19 protein-coding genes are annotated in these 17918 nt (G+C 63.5%); 18 read left to right on the forward strand and 1 reads right to left on the reverse strand.

All coding sequences use genetic code 11. The features are described from left to right. Window positions 1-26: 26 nt before the first annotated feature. The 18 genes from ACE3OA_RS08865 (at window position 27) to ACE3OA_RS08950 (ending at window position 16903) form a co-directional block, all read left to right on the forward strand. Window positions 27-371, forward strand: a complete 345-nt coding sequence (locus ACE3OA_RS08865; protein WP_374310108.1) for a GFA family protein — start codon at window positions 27-29, stop codon at window positions 369-371. A 60-nt stretch (window positions 372-431) separates the two neighbouring features. Continuing rightward, window positions 432-1487, forward strand: a complete 1056-nt coding sequence (locus ACE3OA_RS08870) for a lysylphosphatidylglycerol synthase transmembrane domain-containing protein (RefSeq protein WP_374310110.1) — start codon at window positions 432-434, stop codon at window positions 1485-1487. After that, window positions 1484-4015, forward strand: a complete 2532-nt coding sequence (mgtA, locus tag ACE3OA_RS08875; protein ID WP_374310112.1) for a magnesium-translocating P-type ATPase — start codon at window positions 1484-1486, stop codon at window positions 4013-4015. The genes ACE3OA_RS08870 and mgtA overlap by 4 nt, the downstream gene beginning before the upstream one ends. A 212-nt stretch (window positions 4016-4227) precedes the next feature. Continuing rightward, the gene (rpsF, locus tag ACE3OA_RS08880) at window positions 4228-4719 is read left to right on the forward strand and encodes a 30S ribosomal protein S6 (protein ID WP_374310114.1); all 492 of its coding nucleotides are present in this window, start codon (window positions 4228-4230) and stop codon (window positions 4717-4719) included. Further along, entirely contained in the window at window positions 4716-5042 is a 327-nt protein-coding gene (gene rpsR, locus ACE3OA_RS08885; protein ID WP_374310116.1) for a 30S ribosomal protein S18, read from the forward strand. The genes rpsF and rpsR overlap by 4 nt, the downstream gene beginning before the upstream one ends. Before the next feature lie 12 nt (window positions 5043-5054). After that, window positions 5055-5624, forward strand: coding sequence for a 50S ribosomal protein L9 (gene rplI / locus ACE3OA_RS08890; RefSeq protein WP_374310118.1), 570 nt, complete (start codon window positions 5055-5057; stop codon window positions 5622-5624). A 160-nt stretch (window positions 5625-5784) separates the two neighbouring features. After that, window positions 5785-6216 carry a hypothetical protein gene (locus ACE3OA_RS08895; RefSeq protein ID WP_374310120.1) on the forward strand — a complete coding sequence of 144 codons (432 nt, stop codon included), beginning with the start codon at window positions 5785-5787 and terminating at the stop codon, window positions 6214-6216. 72 nt (window positions 6217-6288) lie between these two features. Next, window positions 6289-6873: an SCO family protein gene (locus ACE3OA_RS08900; protein WP_374310122.1), complete on the forward strand. Its 585-nt coding sequence runs from the start codon at window positions 6289-6291 to the stop codon at window positions 6871-6873. A gap of 2 nt (window positions 6874-6875) precedes the next feature. Further along, window positions 6876-7346, forward strand: coding sequence for a copper chaperone PCu(A)C (locus ACE3OA_RS08905; RefSeq protein ID WP_374310124.1), 471 nt, complete (start codon window positions 6876-6878; stop codon window positions 7344-7346). A gap of 174 nt (window positions 7347-7520) precedes the next feature. Then, window positions 7521-9008, forward strand: a complete 1488-nt coding sequence (locus ACE3OA_RS08910) for a replicative DNA helicase (protein ID WP_374310126.1) — start codon at window positions 7521-7523, stop codon at window positions 9006-9008. 14 nt (window positions 9009-9022) lie between these two features. Next, complete coding sequence (gene alr / locus ACE3OA_RS08915; protein WP_374310128.1) at window positions 9023-10159, forward strand: alanine racemase; 1137 nt, start codon at window positions 9023-9025, stop codon at window positions 10157-10159. Further along, window positions 10156-10935 carry an MlaE family ABC transporter permease gene (locus ACE3OA_RS08920; RefSeq protein ID WP_374310131.1) on the forward strand — a complete coding sequence of 260 codons (780 nt, stop codon included), beginning with the start codon at window positions 10156-10158 and terminating at the stop codon, window positions 10933-10935. The genes alr and ACE3OA_RS08920 overlap by 4 nt, the downstream gene beginning before the upstream one ends. Next, window positions 10932-11705, forward strand: a complete 774-nt coding sequence (locus tag ACE3OA_RS08925; RefSeq protein WP_374310133.1) for an ABC transporter ATP-binding protein — start codon at window positions 10932-10934, stop codon at window positions 11703-11705. The genes ACE3OA_RS08920 and ACE3OA_RS08925 overlap by 4 nt, the downstream gene beginning before the upstream one ends. A gap of 189 nt (window positions 11706-11894) precedes the next feature. Further along, window positions 11895-13409, forward strand: a complete 1515-nt coding sequence (gene radA / locus ACE3OA_RS08930; RefSeq protein WP_374310135.1) for a DNA repair protein RadA — start codon at window positions 11895-11897, stop codon at window positions 13407-13409. After that, a complete protein-coding gene (locus ACE3OA_RS08935; protein ID WP_374310137.1) occupies window positions 13406-14116 on the forward strand; it encodes a CvpA family protein in 711 nt (236 codons plus the stop codon). The genes radA and ACE3OA_RS08935 overlap by 4 nt, the downstream gene beginning before the upstream one ends. A gap of 25 nt (window positions 14117-14141) precedes the next feature. Then, a complete protein-coding gene (purF, locus tag ACE3OA_RS08940) occupies window positions 14142-15596 on the forward strand; it encodes an amidophosphoribosyltransferase (protein WP_374310898.1) in 1455 nt (484 codons plus the stop codon). Beyond that, window positions 15593-16324, forward strand: coding sequence for an SDR family NAD(P)-dependent oxidoreductase (locus ACE3OA_RS08945; RefSeq protein ID WP_374310139.1), 732 nt, complete (start codon window positions 15593-15595; stop codon window positions 16322-16324). Before purF ends, ACE3OA_RS08945 begins: the two co-directional genes overlap by 4 nt. A 426-nt stretch (window positions 16325-16750) precedes the next feature. Next, window positions 16751-16903 (forward strand): hypothetical protein, encoded by a 153-nt coding sequence (locus ACE3OA_RS08950; protein ID WP_374310141.1) that lies wholly within the window; start codon window positions 16751-16753, stop codon window positions 16901-16903. Between the two features lie 25 nt (window positions 16904-16928). On the opposite strand, the gene ACE3OA_RS08955 is transcribed toward ACE3OA_RS08950, so the two are convergent. Next, window positions 16929-17831 (reverse strand): hypothetical protein, encoded by a 903-nt coding sequence (locus ACE3OA_RS08955; protein WP_374310143.1) that lies wholly within the window; start codon window positions 17829-17831, stop codon window positions 16929-16931. Window positions 17832-17918 lie beyond the last annotated feature (87 nt).

Here is a 17918-nt window from a genome sequence, read left to right on the forward strand (position 1 = left end):
GCATGGAAAACAGGAGGGAACAAACCATGCACACGGGCAGCTGCCATTGCGGCCAGATCAGATTCCAGGTGGAGGGTGACTTCGAGCAGGTCGTCGAATGCAATTGTTCGCATTGCAGCCGTAAAGGCTATCTGCTGTGGTTCGTGCCCCAGGACAAGTTGCGGATCGGCTCGCCCGAGTTGCGGACGACGATCTATCAGTTCAACAAACATGTCATCGACCATCATTTCTGCCCGACCTGCGGCTGCGCACCCTTCGGTTTCGGCACGGCGCCCGACGGCAGCAAGACGGCGGCCATCAACGTGCGCTGCCTGGAGGGGGTCGACCTCGCATCCTTGAAGCGCATTCCCTATGACGGGCGCAGCGCCTGAGCCGCCGTTGCGGCGATAAGGGGGCTGGAAAAATCAGGCCGGCTCCCCGATCCTGCCGCCATGAGCACGGGTGACTCGCCGCTGAGACTCGCTGCGCCGTCCGGTACGGGCTGGCGCCTCGCCCTTTCATGGCTGTCCGGTCTGCTCATCCTGGCCGCCGTCGTGCTGGTGGCGACGCGTTTCACCGAACTTGAACATTTTGCTGTCTTGCTGCGGCAGGCACAGCCGTTATGGCTGCTGCTTGCCTTCGGTCTGCAATGTCTCACCTATATCGTTGCAGCAGCCGTCTGGCACGGGGCGCTCCGCCATATGGGATCGCATCGGCGTTTCTGGTCGATCGTGCCGCTGGGCCTTGCCAAGCTTTTCACCGACCAGGCACTCCCCACGGGCGGCATCGGCGGCACGCTGCTGGTGGTGATGGCGCTGGAACGGCGCGGAATCGCCTCCGGGCTTGCCATGGCGGCACTCCTCATCGGCATGATCTCGTTCTATGTCGCCTATCTCAGCGCCGTGCTGGCGGCCCTGGCCGTGCTCTATTTCCAGGACATCCTCGATCTCTACATGATCGGCGCCGCCGTCATCTTCGTTTTCGTCGCCACCGGCATTCCGCTCATTGTGTTGGCCTTGCGCCGCTGGTCGGTTCACAGCAACGGCCCCGGCAAGGCTTCGCCCATGGCCCGCTGGCTCAACCATGTGCCGGGCGTGGCGACCCTGCTTGAGGCCCTTGCCGCGGCGCCGGCCAGATTGCTGCGCAACCCCAAGCCGTTCCTGCAGGCGAGCTTGCTGCAGATGATGGTGTTCCTGCTGGATGCGGCGACACTTTGGGTGATGCTGCAGGCAATCGGCGCCCCCGCCGCGCCGAGCGCTGCTTTCGCCGCCTTCATGATGGCCTCTCTCGCCGCCACCATCGGCCCCATGCCTCTGGGTCTCGGCACGTTCGAAGCGGTCTCGGTGGCCATCCTGCACCTCCAGGGGCAATCGGTCGAAGCGGCGCTCACCGCCACCTTGCTGCTGCGCGGCTTTACCTTCTGGCTGCCGATGCTACCCGGCCTGCTGATCGCACGGCGCGAGCTGCGCCGGCACGGTCACACGACACGCAAGCACACGGCATCATGACGGACGGCACGCCCTTCTGGAGTCTCGATCCGCCGGCAGCGGCGGCATCGCTGCTGGCGGATCTGCAGGGGCTGAGTGAGCGGGAGGCCGCGCAGCGGCTGAAGCGCTTTGGCCCCAACAGCGTCGAAAATGTCGTCCGCCTCGGCCCCTTGCGCCTGTTCCTGCGCCAATTGGCGAGCCCGCTCGTCATCATCCTGCTGTTCGGCGCCGGCATTTCGATCCTGCTGCAGGATCTGGTCGATGCCGGCATCATCCTTGCCATCGTGCTGATCAGCACGCTGCTCGGCTTCTATCAGGAATATCGGGCCTCGGCCGCGGTCGAGGAGCTGAAGCGGCATCTGGCGCTGACCAGCAAGGTGTGGCGCGGCGGCAAGCTGGTCACGGCGCCGGCCAGCAGCATCGTGCCGGGCGACATCATTGAGCTTTCCGCCGGCAACCTCATTCCCGCCGACGGGCTGTTGCTGTCCGCCAACGACTTCATGGTGAGCGAGGCGAGCCTTACCGGCGAATCCTTCCCGGTCGAGAAGCAGCCGGGCCGGGTGGCGGCGGAGGCGCCGCTTTCCGGGCGCAGCAATGCCGTCTTCCTCGGCGCCTCGGTGCGCAGCGGGACGGCAAGAGTGCTGGTGGCCGCCACCGGCCCGCGCACGGCCTTCGGCGCCATCGCGGCCCGCCTCCAGGCACGGGCTCCGGAGACCGAGTTCCAACGCGGAATCCGCCAGTTCGGCTACCTGCTCGTCCGCGTGATGATCGTCATCGTGCTGTTCGTGCTCACGGTCAACCTGCTGCTCGACCGGCCGGTGGTGGAATCGCTGCTCTTTGCCGTGGCCCTCGCTGTCGGACTGTCGCCGGAATTGCTGCCGGCCATCGTCAGCGTCACCCTGTCCGCCGGCGCCCGCACCATGGCGCGCCAGGGCGTTATCGTGCGCCGCCTCGAGGCCATCGAAAACCTGGGCAGCATGGATGTGCTCTGTACCGACAAGACCGGGACGCTTACCGCCGGTATCGTGACATTGGACGCCGCCCTCGATGCCAAAGGGGCAAAATCGGAGGCCGTCTTCCGCGATGCGTTCACCAACGCCGCGCTGGAGACCGGCATCGACAATGCCCTCGACGCCGCCATCGTCGCCGCGGGCGAAGCTTCGGGACTCAAGATCGATGCCCGGAAGATCGACGAAATTCCCTATGACTTCATCCGCAAGCGACTGACCATCGTCGTGGCGGATGCCGACCCGGCGCAGCACCGCATCATCACCAAAGGCGCCTTCGCCCAAGTGCTGGACGTGTGCACTACCTTGCGCCAGGAGGGCGCGGAGACAGCGCTCGATGCCGCAAAGCGGGCCGGATTGGAGCATTTCTATGCCGAAAAGGGCGCGGAAGGGTTCCGCGTTCTGGCCTTGGCCACCCGCAAGCTCACCGCCCAGGCCAATTATGATCATGGCGACGAAGCTGGCATGTGTTTCGAGGGTTTCCTGCTGTTCTTCGACCCGCCCAAGGCGGATGCGCGCCAGACTTTGACCGAGCTCGCCCGTCTCGGCATCCGTACCAAGATCATCAGCGGCGACAACCGCCATGTGACGGCGCATCTCGCCGCCGCCGTGGGATTGCAGCCCAAGGCGATCCTGACCGGACCTGAGATCGCGGTGATGAAGGACGAGGCACTGTGGCATCTGGCGCCGCGGACCGATCTTTTCGTCGAGGTCGACCCGCAGCAGAAGGAACGCATCGTGCGCGCTTTGCAGCGCAATGGGCATGCGGTGGGGTATCTCGGTGACGGCATCAACGACGCCCCGGCGCTCCATGCCGCCGATGTCGGCATTTCGGTCCGCGAGGCGGTCGACGTGGCCCGGGAAAGTGCCGATATCATCCTGCTGGAGCGGGATCTGGGCGTGCTCAAGCGCGGGGTCGAGGATGGCCGGCGCGCCTTTGCCAACACCCTCAAATACATCTCGATCACCACCAGCGCTAATTTCGGCAATATGATCAGCATGGCGATCGCCACGCCCTTGCTGCCGTTTCTGCCTTTGGCCGCCAAGCAGATCCTGCTCAACAACCTTCTTTCCGACCTCCCTTCCCTCACCATCTCGACCGACAATGTCGATGCCGAACATCTTCTGAAGGCGCAGCATTGGCGGATCGGCGACGTGCAGCGCTTCATGATCGTCTTCGGGCTGATCAGTTCTGTCTTCGACCTCGTAACCTTCGGCGCCCTGGTCTGGGTGCTCCATGCCGGCGAACCGCTCTTTCAGACGGTCTGGTTCGCGATCTCCCTCCTGACCGAACTCGCCGTGGTCCTGGTTTTGCGCACGCGGGGGCCGGCCTGGCGCAGTCGGCCCGGCCGCCTTCTCCTCTGGACGACCGTGGCGGCCGCGGCCTTTGCCCTTCTGGTACCCTTCCTGGGCCCCCTGGCGACCCTGTTCGGTTTCGTCCCGGTGAGCGGGGCCGAAATCGCCTTTATCTTGCTGGTCGTCGGCGCTTATATCGCCGCCACCGAGGCCGCCAAACGCTGGGTTTTCCGGCCCAAGCCCTGACCCTTTGCTTGCAATTTCGGGGGGCCTGTGTATAACCCGCCCGTCCATAGCCCTGCCGACCCTCCGTCACTCCTTGGAGTGCCACCCGCTGACGGTGCGAGGGGATCGGCTAGGTCCGTGAAATCATTGGATTTTCCAGTTATTTCCGCTGATGCGTTGCCGATTCCCGGCAAACCAGCAACGGGCCAGCAAGAGCCAGAGGGAGTGTCTTAATGCCGTTCTACGAGAACGTCTTTATTGCGCGCCAGGACGTCACTGCCCAGCAGGTTGACGCCTTGGCCGATCTCTTCACGGGCATCGTGACCGCGCAAGGCGGTTCGGTGACCAAGAAGGAATATTGGGGTCTTAAGGGCCTCACCTACCGCATCAACAAGAACCGCAAGGGCCATTACGTGCTCTTGAACATCGACGCCCCGGCCGGCGCCATCGCTGAAGTCGAGCGCAACATGCGCTTGAACGAAGACGTGCTGCGCTATCTGACCGTCCGCGTCGATGAGCTCGAAGCCGGTCCCAGCGCCATGCTGCAGTCCAAGGGTCGTGACCGCGAAGGCGGTCGTGAAGGCCGTGAAGGCGGCCGCGAAGGTGGCCGTGGTTTCGGCGGCCGCGATCGTGACGACCGTCTGCGTCCGGGTCGTGACGGGGGCCGCGAAGGCGGCCGTGATCGTGCCGAGCGTAGCAGCGAAGGCGAAGGAGACCGCGCATGAGCGAGTTTGATCGTGGCGCCCGTGAAGGTGGGCGCGAAGGTGGTCGTGAGGGTGGCCGCGAAGGCGGTCGCGAGGGTGGCCGTGGCGGCGCCGGCGGTGGCCGTCGTCCGTTCTTCCGTCGCAGGAAATCGTGCCCGTTCTCGGGTCCGAATGCCCCGAAGATCGACTACAAGGATGTGAAGCTCCTCGGCCGTTTCGTGTCCGAGCGCGGCAAGATCGTCCCCAGCCGCATCACCGCGGTCAGCACCAAGAAGCAGCGCGTTCTCGCCCAGGCGATCAAGCGCGCCCGTTTCCTGGGCCTGCTGCCCTACGTGTTGAAGTAAGGAGATAGGATCATGGAAATCATCCTGCTCCAGCGCGTCGAAAAGCTGGGTCACATCGGCGATATCGTCAATGTGAAGCCGGGTTTTGCCCGCAACTTCCTGCTGCCGCAGAAGAAAGCCCTGCGCGCCACGGAAGAGAACAAGAAGCGTTTCGAAACGCAGCGTGCGCAGATCGAAGCCAACAACCTGAAGCTCAAGGAAGAAGCGCAGAAGGTTGCCGGCAAGGTCGACGGTCTCAAGGTCGTGGTCATCCGCCAGGCTTCTGAAACCGGCATCCTGTTCGGTTCGGTCTCCAGCCGCGACATCGCCGAAGGCGTCACCAAGGCCGGCTTCACCGTGGAACGCCGTCAGGTGGTCCTCGACAAGCCGATCAAGACGCTGGGCCTGCATCCGGTCCGCGTTGCCCTCCACCCGGAAGTCGTCGTCACCGTGACGGCGAACGTTGCCAAGTCGGAAGACGAAGCAGCGATCCAGGAGAAGGCCGGCGGCTTCGTCGCCAAGACGGGCGAAGACGAGACGCCCGATCTCGACAAGCTCCTCGCCGAAGCCGCGGAAGCGGCCGGTGAAGCGACGCCGGAATAAGGCGCCCGCCTATCGAGCTGACGGAACGGCCGCCCCCCAGGAGATCTATGGGGGGCGGCCGTTTTGCTTTTATCCGCAAGGACTTCAGCCCCTACGGCGAACCGTCGCGGCACGCCGCCATTGCTTGCTGGCATGGCTGTGGGCGGGGTAAGCTTCTTTCATGCGAGCCACAAGCAAAGCATCGCCCGGTCGTGGGCCGGGCAAGAGGGCACGCCGCTGGATTACCCTGGCGGCGGGGTTCCTGGCTTTATGCCTGCAATTGGCGGCACAGGTCATGCCGGCCGAAGCAATGCAGGGGGCGATGCGCGCTTCTGCCCAAACGGCGGAGGAGGCGCAGGACTTCGCGGCGACCTGCCTCGGCTTCGGCGGCCCCCAAAAGAGCCGGCCGGGTCAGTCCGGGCAGCATGTCTTCTGTCCCGTTTGCTTCACCCTGGCCCAGGCGCAGGGTTTTGCCGCGACTGATGTCACCCTTGTGCAGACGATCGCCTGGCAGGTCCAGCGGCCGGCCTTGCCGGCAAAATGGGTGGCCACCCCGGACGCCCGGGCAGCAGCTTTCGATTCCCAGGCGCCGCCGGCCCTGGCCGTGCTGTAGGCTTTTGCCATAGGCGGGCCGGTCATCCGGCCGCCATCCATCAGATTTCGCATCTTTTTCAGGAGTGATCCCATGAACCGGCGCGCTTTGCTGGTTTCCGCCGTGGCCATTGCGGCCCTGGGCGGAATCGGCGCCAGTTACATTCTCAACAACAAGCATGTGACGGAAACGCTGGCCGTGGGCGGCCCCTTCAAGCTCATCGGAACCGATGGGCAGGAAGTGACCGAGGCCGCCGTGAAGGGAAAATATTCGCTCTTCTTCTTCGGCTTCACCTTCTGTCCCGATGCGTGCCCGACGGCGCTCAATACCTTTACCCTGGTGCTGGAAAAGCTCGGGCCCGACGCGGCGAAGATCCAGCCGGTCTTCGTCTCGATCGACCCCGAGCGCGACACGCCGCAGGTGCTGAAGGAATATCTCGGCTCGTTCGACCCGCGCATCATGGGCCTGACCGGGACAGCGGAAGAGATCGCCGATGCGGCGAAGAAATTCCGCGTCTATTACGCCAAGCAGGGCGAGGGCGAGTACTACCTGATGGATCACAGCACGGCGATCATCGTCATGAACCCCGACTTCGAATATGCCGGCGTTCTGGCCGGTAACATGCAGCCGGATGAAATGGTCACCCGGCTCAAGGAAATCTTTGCTCACGGAGCCTGAACATGAAGAAATTCGCCACCCTCCTCGCAGCCGCCTTGATCACCTTCGGCGGCCTCACCGCGCTTGCCAGCGCGCATGAACAGAAAGCCGGTGATCTGGTGCTGCACCATGCTTGGTCACGGGCAACACCGGGCGGTGCCAAATCCGGGGCCGCCTTCGTCGAGATCGAGAATACCGGCGATACGCCGGACCAGCTCTTGAGCGCCAGTTCGGACGTGGCCGCCATGACCGAAGTGCATCAGATGTCGATGGAAAACGACATGATGACGATGAAGCCCGCCGGCATCGTCGACATCCCCGCCCATGGCAAGGTCGCGCTCAAGCCGCACGGCCTCCACGTCATGCTGATGGGGCTGAAGAAGCCGTTCGTCGAGGGCGATACCTTTGTCGTCACGCTCGAATTCGCCAAGGCCGGCAAGGTCGATCTGCAGGTCGTCGTCGGCAAGGTCGACGATATGGGCGAGGAACACTGAGCCCGGCTCCCCATCCCGCACCGTCATGTCCGGCGAAGGCCGGGCATGGCGGCGCAATATGGGTTTCTGTCAACAAGTGATTGGACCCGACTCGGCTGAATCTCTTTTTCTTATGGGCGTGATTCACGTTATCCACAGGGGCTATGAATCCGGCTTGCTGCTAGGGTCGCCGCCATGGAAGCTTCACAAACGAACAACGTCACCAGGTTGCCCGGCAGCGGTAATGCGCCGACGCGCACCCCTCCCGTCAACTATGAGGCCGAGCAGGCGCTGTTGGGCGCGGTGCTCGCGAACAACCTGGTCTATGACCGGGTCAATGAATTCCTGCGGCCGGAACATTTCGCCGATCCGCTGCATGGCCGCATCTTTGCCGCGATCGGCAAGCTGATCGAGCGTGGGCAGATCGCCAATCCGGTGACGTTGAAGAACCTGTTCGACCAGGACGGGGCACTCGCGGAAATCGGCGGCGCCACCTATCTGGTACAATTGGCCCAGGCCGTGGTGACCGTCATCAATGCCGAGGATTACGGCCGCACGATCCATGACCTGTACCTACGCCGGCAGCTGATCGACCTCGGCGAAGTGACGGTCAACGAGGCCTATATCCACGATACCGACGTCACCGCGCTGCAACAGATCGAAGCGGCCGAAGGCAAGCTCTTCACCCTGGCCGAAACCGGCCAGGTTGAAGGCGGTCCGAAGGATTTCAAGAGCATCGTGGTTTCCGCCCTGCAGATGGCAGAGGCGGCCTTCAAGCGCGACAGCCATCTGACCGGCGTCACCACGGGATTGACCGATATCGACCGGAAACTCGGCGGTCTGCAGCCATCCGATCTCATCATCCTGGCCGGCCGCCCCTCCATGGGAAAGACGGCACTGGCCACGAATATGGGCTTCAACGCCGCCTCGGCCTTCAAGGAAGGGAATACCGGCACGCGCTACAAGGTGGCCTTCTTTTCGATGGAAATGTCCTCCGAACAGCTGGCCTTGCGTATCATGGCCGAGAAGTCGGGCATTTCTTCGGACCGCATCCGCCGCGGCGACATCAAGGGTGACGAGGAGTTCATCCGTGTCGTCGAATCCGCCAATGAGATGAGCTCGGCCGGGTTCTTCATCGACGACACGCCGGCGCTGAGCATTCCGGCACTCCGCACCCGGGCCCGGCGGTTGAAGCGCCAGCACGGGCTCGACCTCATCATCATCGACTATCTGCAGCTGATGCGCTCGGCCAATGCGCGTGGGAGCGAAAACCGTGTGCAGGAAATTTCGGAAATCACCCGCGGCTTGAAGGCCATCGCCAAGGAACTCAACGTGCCCGTGATCGCCCTGTCGCAGCTCAGCCGTGCCGTCGAGCAGCGCGACGACAAGCGCCCGCAGCTCGCGGATCTGCGTGAATCGGGTTCAATCGAGCAGGACGCCGACGTGGTGATGTTCGTCTACCGCGAAGAATATTATCACGAGCGCAAGAAGCCCGGAGATCACGAGACCGACAAGATGCAGGAATGGCAGCGCGAGATGGAGCGCGTCCATAACGTCGCCGAAGTGATCATCGCCAAGCAGCGTCACGGCCCGATCGGCACCGTGCCGCTGCAGTTCGAGGGCATGTTGACCAAGTTCAGCGATCTCCTCCGCAGCGACTACATCCCCGCGCAGACCGAATAAGGCGGGCCGCGACGATGCCCGATTCCTACGCGCCGGTGCTGACGGTCGATCTCGGCGCCATTGTCGCCAATTACCGCCTGCTGGCGGGCCGAATCGGCTCCGCCCAATGCGGCGCTGCGGTCAAGGCCGATGGCTATGGGCTGGGCGCTGCCATGATCGCGCCGCATCTCCGGCGCGCCGGCTGCGGGCATTTCTTCGTGGCCACGGTCGATGAGGGGCTGAGCCTGCGCCCGCTGCTGCCGGGGGCCAGAATCTATCTGATGAACGGCCTGCCCCCGGGGGCGGAGCGCGATATCGCCGGGAATGAGCTTATTCCCATCCTCAATTCGCTGGGCGAGATCGAGCGCTGGCTGGCCGCGACCAGGACCCTGGGACCGCGTCCGGCGGGTTTGCAGTTCGATACCGGGCTCAACCGGCTGGGGCTTTCGCCGGAGGATGCCTTGCGCCTCATCGGCGATCCGCATCGCCTGGATGGGCTCGATCTTGCCATCATCATGAGCCACCTCGCTTGCGCCGACGATCCGGAGCATCCGCAGAACCGCGCCCAACTGCGCCGCTTCCGCGAGATCAGCGACAGCCTGCGCCTGCCGGCGCGCCCGTCCGGCGCTGCCGGATCGGCGAGAGGGCCGCTGCTGTCGCTCGCGGCCTCCTCCTCCATCTTCCTCGGTCCCGCCTATCATTTCGACCTCGCCCGGCCGGGGGCGGCGCTCTATGGCATCAACCCGACCATCGGCGTCGAAAATCCGCTGCGCCCGACCGTGCGGTTGCAGGCAAAAATCCTGCAATTACGCGAGGTTGACTTGAATATGAGCGTTGGTTATGGTGCCTCGCATCAGTTTCGGGGGCCGTCCGTCCTGGCCACAATCGGGGTCGGATATGCGGATGGAATTTTCAGATCGCTGGGTAATCGCGGTGCGGTCTTCGTGGCCGGCCAGCGGGCCCCGATCGTGGGGCGCGTCTCGATGGATTTGATCACGATCGATGTTGGTCACCTGCCCCCGGCAAGCCTACAGCCCGGCATGAATGTCGATTTGATCGGCCCGGACCAGTCGCTCGACGATTTTGCGCGCGATGCCGGCACCATCGGCTATGAAGTCCTCACCAATCTCGGTGCCCGCTTCCAGCGCCGCTATGTCGGTGCCGGCGGATGAGCGTGCCGGTCCTGCAGCCCGTCGGCCGCACCTTCCTCGGCAGCCTTGAGGCGATCGGGCGACTGGTCGTGTTCACGCTGAAATCGCTGCTGCATTGTGTGACGCCGCCCTTCTACCCGCGCCTCATCGTCAAGCAGATGATCGAGCTTGGCTTCTACTCTCTGCCGGTGATCGGCATGACGGCCGTTTTCACCGGCATGGTGCTGGTGTTGCAGACCTATGTCGCCGTTTCGCGCCTCAATGCCGAATCGACCATTCCCTATGTCGTCGTCATTTCGCTCACCCGCGAATTGGGTCCCGTGCTGGCCGGCCTGATGCTGGCAGGGCGCGTGGGTGCCGCCATGGCCGCGGAAATCGGCACCATGCGCGTGACCGAGCAGATCGACGCCTTGCGCACCCTCTCGACCAATCCGTTCAAATACCTCATTGCCCCGCGCCTCATCGCCGCCGTGCTGATGCTGCCGGTCCTGGTCGGCATTGCCGACATCATCGGCGTTTTCGGCGGTTACCTGGTCAGCGTTTTCAAGCTCGACTTCAGCCCGTCGATCTACTTGAAGAACACGGTCGATTTCGTCGAGACCATCGACATCGTCTCCGGCCTCGTCAAGGCGGCCGCTTTCGGCTTCATCGTGGCGTTGATGGGGACCTATAACGGCTTCCAATCGAGGGGCGGTGCGCAAGGTGTGGGCAAGGCCACCACCGATGCCGTGGTCGGCGCCTCGATCCTGATCTTGGCCGCCAACTTCATCATCACCGGGATCTTCTTCAGCCGATGACCGACCTCAAGATCAAGGTGCGCGGGTTGAAGAAGGCTTTTGGCCCCAAGAAGGTGCTGAACGGCATCGATCTTGATGTGCCGCGGGACAAGTCGCTGGTGATCATCGGCGGATCGGGCACCGGCAAGTCTGTGCTGATCAAATGCATCCTCGGCCTCATCGAGCCCGATTCCGGCTCGATCGAGATCGACGGGCAGGAAGTGGTCGGCATGAAGGCGGCCCAGCGCGAAGAGATCATGCGTAAATTCGGCATGCTGTTCCAGGGTTCGGCCCTGTTCGACAGTTTGCCGGTCTGGGAGAATGTCGCCTTCGGGCTCATCGCCGGACGCGGCATGGATCGCCGTTCGGCCAAGGAGGTGGCGCTGAGGAAGCTTGCCGCCGTGGGCCTGGGCCCGGAAGTGGGCGAACTGGTGCCGGCGGAACTTTCCGGCGGCATGCAGAAGCGCGTGGCGCTCGCCCGCGCCATCGCCGCCGAACCTGAGATCATCTTCTTCGACGAACCCACCACCGGCCTCGACCCGATCATGGCGCAGGTGATCAACGAACTGATCGTCAAATGCGTGCGTTCGCTGGGCGCAACGGCGCTTTCAATCACGCACGACATGCATTCGCTGCGCGCCATCGCCGATTATGCCGCCATGATCTATGAAGGCCGCATCATCTGGGAAGGCGACGCCAAGGCGGTCGACCAATCCGGCAACGATTTCGTCGAGCAGTTCGTGCAGGGCCGCGCCGAAGGCCCCATCCGCATGCCCGTCCGGCCGCTCTGAGGCGGACGGCGGTGAAAATCTTACTGAATGCCGCCCCTCACCCCGCCCCTCTCCCGCGAGGGGAGAAGGGGTCTCCAGCGAGTTTGCGCTTAAAGCACGCCTCCTTGCGGCTTGAAGATTATTGTCAGCTACGCACCAGGCCCCTCTCCCCTTGCGGAAGAGGGGTTGGGGTGAGGGGGATGCCAAGCCTTGGCTAAGCCCGTCCGCAATTATGTCTGCCAGTCCTGCGGTTCCGCCTTCCCCAAATGGGCGGGGAAATGCGAGGCGTGCGGGGCGTGGAATTCGATCGTCGAGGAACCGGTCAGCGGCGGCGATGTGCCCAAGGGCCTGTCCGGCAAGCGCGGCAAGGGCGTCACCTTCGTGGCGCTCGACGGCGACGTGCCGCAGACCATCCGCCGCCCGACCGGCATGGCTGAATTCGACCGGGTCACCGGTGGCGGCCTGGTGCGCGGCTCGGCCGTCCTCATCGGCGGTGATCCGGGCATCGGCAAATCGACCTTGATGCTGCAGGTGGCGACGATGCTGCACGGCGTGCGCGTCGCCTATATCTCCGGTGAAGAGGCAATCGAGCAGGTACAGTTGCGCGCCAAGCGCTTGGGGGTCGGCATCGACCAGAACCGCAAGGTCAGCGACATCACCACGGAGCTTGCCGCCGCCACATCCTTGCGCGACATCATGGCCAGCCTCGACCGGCCGGATGCCCCGGAAATCGTGGTGATCGATTCCATCCAGACGCTCTATCTCGACAGCCTCGATTCGGCACCCGGCACCGTGGCACAGGTGCGGACCTGCTCGGCCGAGCTCATTCGCCTCGCCAAATCGCGCGGCTTCACCCTGCTGCTGGTGGGCCATGTCACCAAGGAAGGGCAGATTGCCGGCCCTCGTGTGTTGGAGCACATGGTCGACACGGTGCTCTATTTCGAAGGCGAGCGCGGCCATCACTTCCGCATCCTGCGCTCGGTCAAGAACCGCTTCGGCCCGGCCAACGAGATCGGCGTCTTCGAGATGTCGGACCGGGGCTTGGCGGAAGTGCCGAACCCCTCTGCGCTGTTCCTCGCCGAGCGCCACGGCAATATTTCCGGTGTCTCCGTCTTTGCCGGCATCGAAGGGACGCGCCCCGTGCTGGTCGAGGTGCAGGCCCTGGTCTCACCCTCGCCGCTCGCCACACCGCGCCGTGCCGTCGTCGGCTGGGACAGTGCGCGCCTTGCCATGACGCTCGCGGTCCTCGAAACGCGCTGCGGCCTGGGGCTGGCCGGCAGCGAGGTCTATCTCAACATAGCCGGGGGCCTGCGCATCTCGGAGCCGGCGGCGGACCTCTCGGTCGCCCTGGCGCTCGTCTCCTCGCTCTCCGACCGGCCATCGCCCGCCGACCTCATCGCCTTTGGCGAGATCGGCCTTTCCGGTGAGGTGCGCATGGTTGCGCAGGCGGAAACGCGCCTCAAGGAAGCGGCGAAACTCGGCTTCAAGCGGGCCTTGTTACCAAAGCGGCTCAGCCAGGCCGGCGGCAAGCCGCTGAAGGTACCGGGCATCGAACTCATCGAAATTGGCCATCTGCAAGAGATGATCGATTGGCTCTATAATGAAGTGCGCTCCAATGCGCTTGCCGCCACCGTCAGCGCCAGCCGGGCGCAGCACAAAGGCGGGCAAGCTCAGGGGCAGGGTCAGGCTCAGGGGCAGCAGCAGGCAGGAGACAAGATCCGTTGAACTTCCTCGACCTCATCATCCTCGGCGTTATCGGCCTTTCCACGCTGCTGGCCTTCTCCCGCGGGTTTATCAAGGAATTGCTGTCGATCCTGGGCTGGATCGGCGCCGTCATCGCGACGGTGGCACTGTTCGCACCGGTCCGCGTCATGGTGCGGCAATATATCCCAAACGAGCTGCTGGCCGATATCAGCGCCGGCGTCGGCATTTTCATCGTGACCCTGGTCCTCTGCGGCATGCTCAATCACTGGATTTCGGCCCAGGTGCGCGGCAACGGGCTGGGCGCACTCGACCGGTCGTTGGGCCTCGTCTTCGGCCTGGTGCGCGGGTCGGTTGTGATCTGCGCCGCCTACATCCTGATGGCCTGGGCCTTGCCGAATGCGGCCGAGCGCCCAGATATGGTCAATCAGGCCCGGTTCCTGCCGGTGGTCGAGCGGGGTGCCGCCTTCCTGCTGAAGCTGCTGCCCGACGACATCCTCAAAACCGGTGAGGAAGCGATCAACCGCAGCCTGGACGCGGTCGAACAGGGCCAGGCGATCGGCAATGCCTATCAATCGATTGTCCCCAATTCGACCAATGCAACCGGCGCGGGACAAAGCAGCACAAACACGGGTGCTGCACCGCAAGAACCCGGTGGACAAGATGCCGGATCGGGGTATAAGGACGCCGAACGCAACGACCTAAACCGTCTTATTCAGGGTTCCGAATAACCCGGCCGGAAAAAGGTAAATGCCGATGCTCACGACCAATCCCTTCGATGACGACAAATTGAAGGAGGAGTGCGGCATTATCGGCATATTTGGTGTCGACGAAGCCGCCACCCGCACCGTTCTCGGCCTTCACGCCCTGCAGCATCGCGGGCAGGAAGCGGCCGGGATCGTCTCCCATGATGGCGATGAGTTCCACGCCCACCGGGCCATGGGCCATGTCGCCGACAATTTCTCCCATGAAGCCATTGTCGGCCCCCTGAAGGGCCGCGCCGCCATTGGCCATGTACGCTATTCGACCACCGGTGAAACGGCCCTGCGCAACGTGCAGCCATTTTTCGCCGAGCTTGCCTCCGGCGGCATCGCCGTCGCCCATAACGGCAACCTCACCAACGCCGCAGCCATCCGCCGCGAATTGGTGAAGCGCGGCTCGATCTTCCAGGCGACCTCGGATACCGAAGTCATTCCGCATCTGATGGCAACGCATCTGCGCGGCAACATGGTCGACCGCATGATCAATGCCTTGCATCAGGTCGAAGGTGCCTATTCCGTCGTCGCCATCGCCAAGGACATGGTGATCGGCGTGCGCGATCCGCTGGGCGTCCGCCCGATGGTGCTGGGCAAGCTCGGCGACGGCCATATTCTCGCCTCTGAAACCTGCGCGCTCGACATCATGGGCGCCGACTATATCCGCGACATCGATGCGGGCGAGATGGTCATCCTCGACAAGAACGGCGTCACGTCGATGCGCCCCTTCTCGCCGACCAAGCACCGCTTCTGCGTCTTCGAATACATCTATTTCGCCCGTCCCGATTCGGTGATGGAAGGTGTGAGCGTCTATGACGCGCGCAAGCGCATCGGCGCGGAGCTTGCCAAGGAAGCCGGCGTCGAAGCCGATGTGGTCATCCCGGTGCCGGATTCCGGCGTGCCGGCGGCACTGGGCTATGCCGAAGGTTCGGGCATTCCCTTCGAATACGGCATCATCCGCAACCACTATGTCGGCCGCACTTTCATCGAACCGACCGACCAGATCCGACATCTGGGCGTCAAGCTGAAGCACAACGCCAACCGGGCCAAGGTGCAAGGCAAGCGCATCATCCTGGTCGATGATTCCATCGTGCGCGGCACCACCTCGAAGAAGATCGTCGAGATGATGCGCCAAGCGGGCGCGACCGAAGTCCATATGCGCATTTCCAGCCCGCCCACCTCCTATTCCTGCTTCTACGGCATCGACACGCCGGAACGCAGCAAGCTGTTGGCGGCCCGCATGAACGTGCAGGAAATGGCCGATTTCATCGGCGCCGACAGCCTCGCCTTCATCTCCTTGGATGGTCTCTACCGCGCCATGGGCCATCAGGGTCGCGACAACAAATCGCCGCAATATTGCGATGCCTGCTTTACCGGCGACTATCCGACCGAGCTCACCGACCAGAACAACGAGAAGATCACGCAGCTCTCGCTGCTGGCGGAAAAAAGCGCATGAGCAACACGGCTGAGGCAAAACCCGGCCGCCTTGCCGGGCGGGTGGCGCTTGTGACCGGCGCCTCGCGCGGCATCGGTGCGGCCATCGCCCGCGCCTATGCCAAGGAAGGCGCCGAGCTGATCCTGACCGCGCGCACGGTGGGCGGCCTTGAAGAAATCGACGACGAAATTCGCGCCATCAGTGGCAAGACCAGCCTGCTGGTCCCCTTCGACCTGAAGGATTTCGACAATATCGACCGTCTTGGCGCCGCGCTCTATGAGCGCTTCGGACGCCTCGACGTGCTGGTCGGCAATGCCGGCGCGCTGGGCACGCTGTCGCCGCTGGGGCACATCTCGCCCAAGGAATTCCAGGAGGTCATCGACCTTAACCTCACGGCCAATTGGCGGCTGCTGCGGGTCATGGATCCCTTGCTGCGCCAGTCCGCGGCCGGCCGTGCCATCTTCGTCACCTCGGGTGCCGCCCGGGGGCCCCGGGCCTATTGGGGCACCTATGCCATTTCAAAAGCGGCCTTGGAGATGATGGTGGGCATTTATGCCCAAGAAATCCAGCAGACCAAGGTCCGGGCCAATCTGATCGATCCTGGCCGCGCCCGCACCCGCATGCGCGCCAAGGCCTATCCGGGCGAAGATCCGCAGAGCCTCAAGGCCCCGGATGAGATCATGGAGCCGTTCATCACCCTCGCCACCGCCACCTTTACCGGCAATGGCGAGGTCGTGAAGGCCCAATAATCGGAACTTTTTTTCGGGTTCCCACGGTTGCGATAGCCGATTTCCGGCCATTTCCACCCTTGAATCAGTCCCTTGACCCATTTTCGGGGCCGGGCGCGGCCATGTGACCCGCGTCACTGCAAATCGGCGGCGGCAATCCCAATATCTGTGTGGTCGACAGCGCATCTCTTCCCCGGAGGTCCTGTCGAGAGTTTCCCTGAGTTTGCGATTGAATATGACTTGGGTGTTACCGGATTGGACCTTGATGTCCCGACCCCCACACCCCGCCGGCGGGCATTTCTGCCCCCCAAACTGCCTGCCGGCGTCCCCTTTCTCCCGGTCCGCCCCCAAATCCCTCAATGCGTCACGGCGCTGTCATCTTCCTGCCAGAAAGTTTCGGCAATGATTGCGGCCAATGATGCTGATTTTCCAATCGAGAGAGAATCGATGAGTGTCGCCGCCAAGCGCGAAGACGTTTTTGTGAAACCGGTCTTGATCGGTGTCCGCGGCTGGTACTTCCAGCCGCTGCGGCAGATCCGCAGCGGCTTCAAGGCCGTGCGGGCCAGCTGCCTGATGCCCCGGCCCGCTAACGATCGATAGGGCGAATGATCCCTAGGGCCGCGCCCTAGAGCTTCATCTCTTTGAGGCTGTAGCCCTGCGGCAGCTTGGCGGCCTTGATATCCAGTCGGTCGGCTACCAGCGGAATCTCGACCATCGTGCCCTCATCCAGCGTGAGGCGCAATTTGGCGTCGGTGAAAAGGTCTGCGGCTGTCCCGGTACGGTCCACGAAGATGCGGTCGATACCGTTGGGATAGGCAGCGCTCACCAGATCGATCTTCGGCATCCATTCCAGCGGCGCGTCGTGGTCCATGTCGTCCTGCGTCGCCACCAGCATGATCCGCTGCAACGGCTCGCTTTCCTTGGCATAGGTGATGATGACGGCGCCGTTGGTCGTGCCGGCGAACAATTCGTCATCGGCCGCCGTGACCTTGGCATGATAGGCGAAGATACGCTCGAATGCGAAGCCGCCCTGGGCGCCCATCGTCGCCCATTGCCCGGACTGTCCCTCACCGGTGGCGTTGAACAGATACTTTCCAGTCTCCAGTGAATAGACGGCATAGGTAGGCATTTCGACACAGCAGCCATAGCGCGTGAACGTCAGGAACGAGTTCTGCGCGTGGACGGCATCGGCCTTGCCCTCGATCGTGAAAGCTGCCGGACCTTTCCCCTCCGCGCTCAAGGGATAGACGGTAACCTTGGCGGTCGCCTCTTCAAAATTCTGCTCGGTCATCGGCCCTTCGACCGAAACCTGATGCTGCTCGATTTCCAGCAACTGATAGAGCAAGGCATTCTTGGCGGCGACCGAGGGCAACATATTGGTCTGGTAGCGCCGGCTGTCATTGACGACGCGGAAATTCTCGCCCTCCGGCGCGATCGTGACGGTGGAGGGGCCGGTCTCCTCAACCAGCGGACCGGCATAAGCGAATTGCGGCAGCAGGAAGACCGCCGCCAGGAGCATCTTGCGCATGAAGTCACCTTGCTTGGATGGACGTCCCCGAAAGCGGGGTAAAGACTCTCACGCCTTCGTCGCCGCGACAAGGCAAGCGGTTCAGCC

Origin of the sequence: Dongia sp. (assembly GCF_041906375.1) — a bacterium.
GTDB lineage: Bacteria > Pseudomonadota > Alphaproteobacteria > Dongiales > Dongiaceae > Dongia.

What these genes read in the sequence shown, in the direction of transcription:
- rplI (WP_374310118.1), top strand. Translation starts at nt 5,055, where the DNA reads ATGGAAATCATCCTGCTCCAGCGCGTCGAAAAGCTGGGTCACATCGGC.
- ACE3OA_RS08865 (WP_374310108.1), top strand. Translation starts at nt 27, where the DNA reads ATGCACACGGGCAGCTGCCATTGCGGCCAGATCAGATTCCAGGTGGAG.
- ACE3OA_RS08905 (WP_374310124.1), top strand. Translation starts at nt 6,876, where the DNA reads ATGAAGAAATTCGCCACCCTCCTCGCAGCCGCCTTGATCACCTTCGGC.
- ACE3OA_RS08955 (WP_374310143.1), bottom strand. Translation starts at nt 17,831, where the DNA reads ATGCGCAAGATGCTCCTGGCGGCGGTCTTCCTGCTGCCGCAATTCGCT.
- alr (WP_374310128.1), top strand. Translation starts at nt 9,023, where the DNA reads ATGCCCGATTCCTACGCGCCGGTGCTGACGGTCGATCTCGGCGCCATT.
- ACE3OA_RS08900 (WP_374310122.1), top strand. Translation starts at nt 6,289, where the DNA reads ATGAACCGGCGCGCTTTGCTGGTTTCCGCCGTGGCCATTGCGGCCCTG.
- ACE3OA_RS08910 (WP_374310126.1), top strand. Translation starts at nt 7,521, where the DNA reads ATGGAAGCTTCACAAACGAACAACGTCACCAGGTTGCCCGGCAGCGGT.
- mgtA (WP_374310112.1), top strand. Translation starts at nt 1,484, where the DNA reads ATGACGGACGGCACGCCCTTCTGGAGTCTCGATCCGCCGGCAGCGGCG.
- ACE3OA_RS08920 (WP_374310131.1), top strand. Translation starts at nt 10,156, where the DNA reads ATGAGCGTGCCGGTCCTGCAGCCCGTCGGCCGCACCTTCCTCGGCAGC.
- purF (WP_374310898.1), top strand. Translation starts at nt 14,142, where the DNA reads ATGCTCACGACCAATCCCTTCGATGACGACAAATTGAAGGAGGAGTGC.
- ACE3OA_RS08950 (WP_374310141.1), top strand. Translation starts at nt 16,751, where the DNA reads ATGAGTGTCGCCGCCAAGCGCGAAGACGTTTTTGTGAAACCGGTCTTG.
- ACE3OA_RS08925 (WP_374310133.1), top strand. Translation starts at nt 10,932, where the DNA reads ATGACCGACCTCAAGATCAAGGTGCGCGGGTTGAAGAAGGCTTTTGGC.
- ACE3OA_RS08895 (WP_374310120.1), top strand. Translation starts at nt 5,785, where the DNA reads ATGCGAGCCACAAGCAAAGCATCGCCCGGTCGTGGGCCGGGCAAGAGG.
- ACE3OA_RS08945 (WP_374310139.1), top strand. Translation starts at nt 15,593, where the DNA reads ATGAGCAACACGGCTGAGGCAAAACCCGGCCGCCTTGCCGGGCGGGTG.
- ACE3OA_RS08870 (WP_374310110.1), top strand. Translation starts at nt 432, where the DNA reads ATGAGCACGGGTGACTCGCCGCTGAGACTCGCTGCGCCGTCCGGTACG.
- rpsF (WP_374310114.1), top strand. Translation starts at nt 4,228, where the DNA reads ATGCCGTTCTACGAGAACGTCTTTATTGCGCGCCAGGACGTCACTGCC.
- rpsR (WP_374310116.1), top strand. Translation starts at nt 4,716, where the DNA reads ATGAGCGAGTTTGATCGTGGCGCCCGTGAAGGTGGGCGCGAAGGTGGT.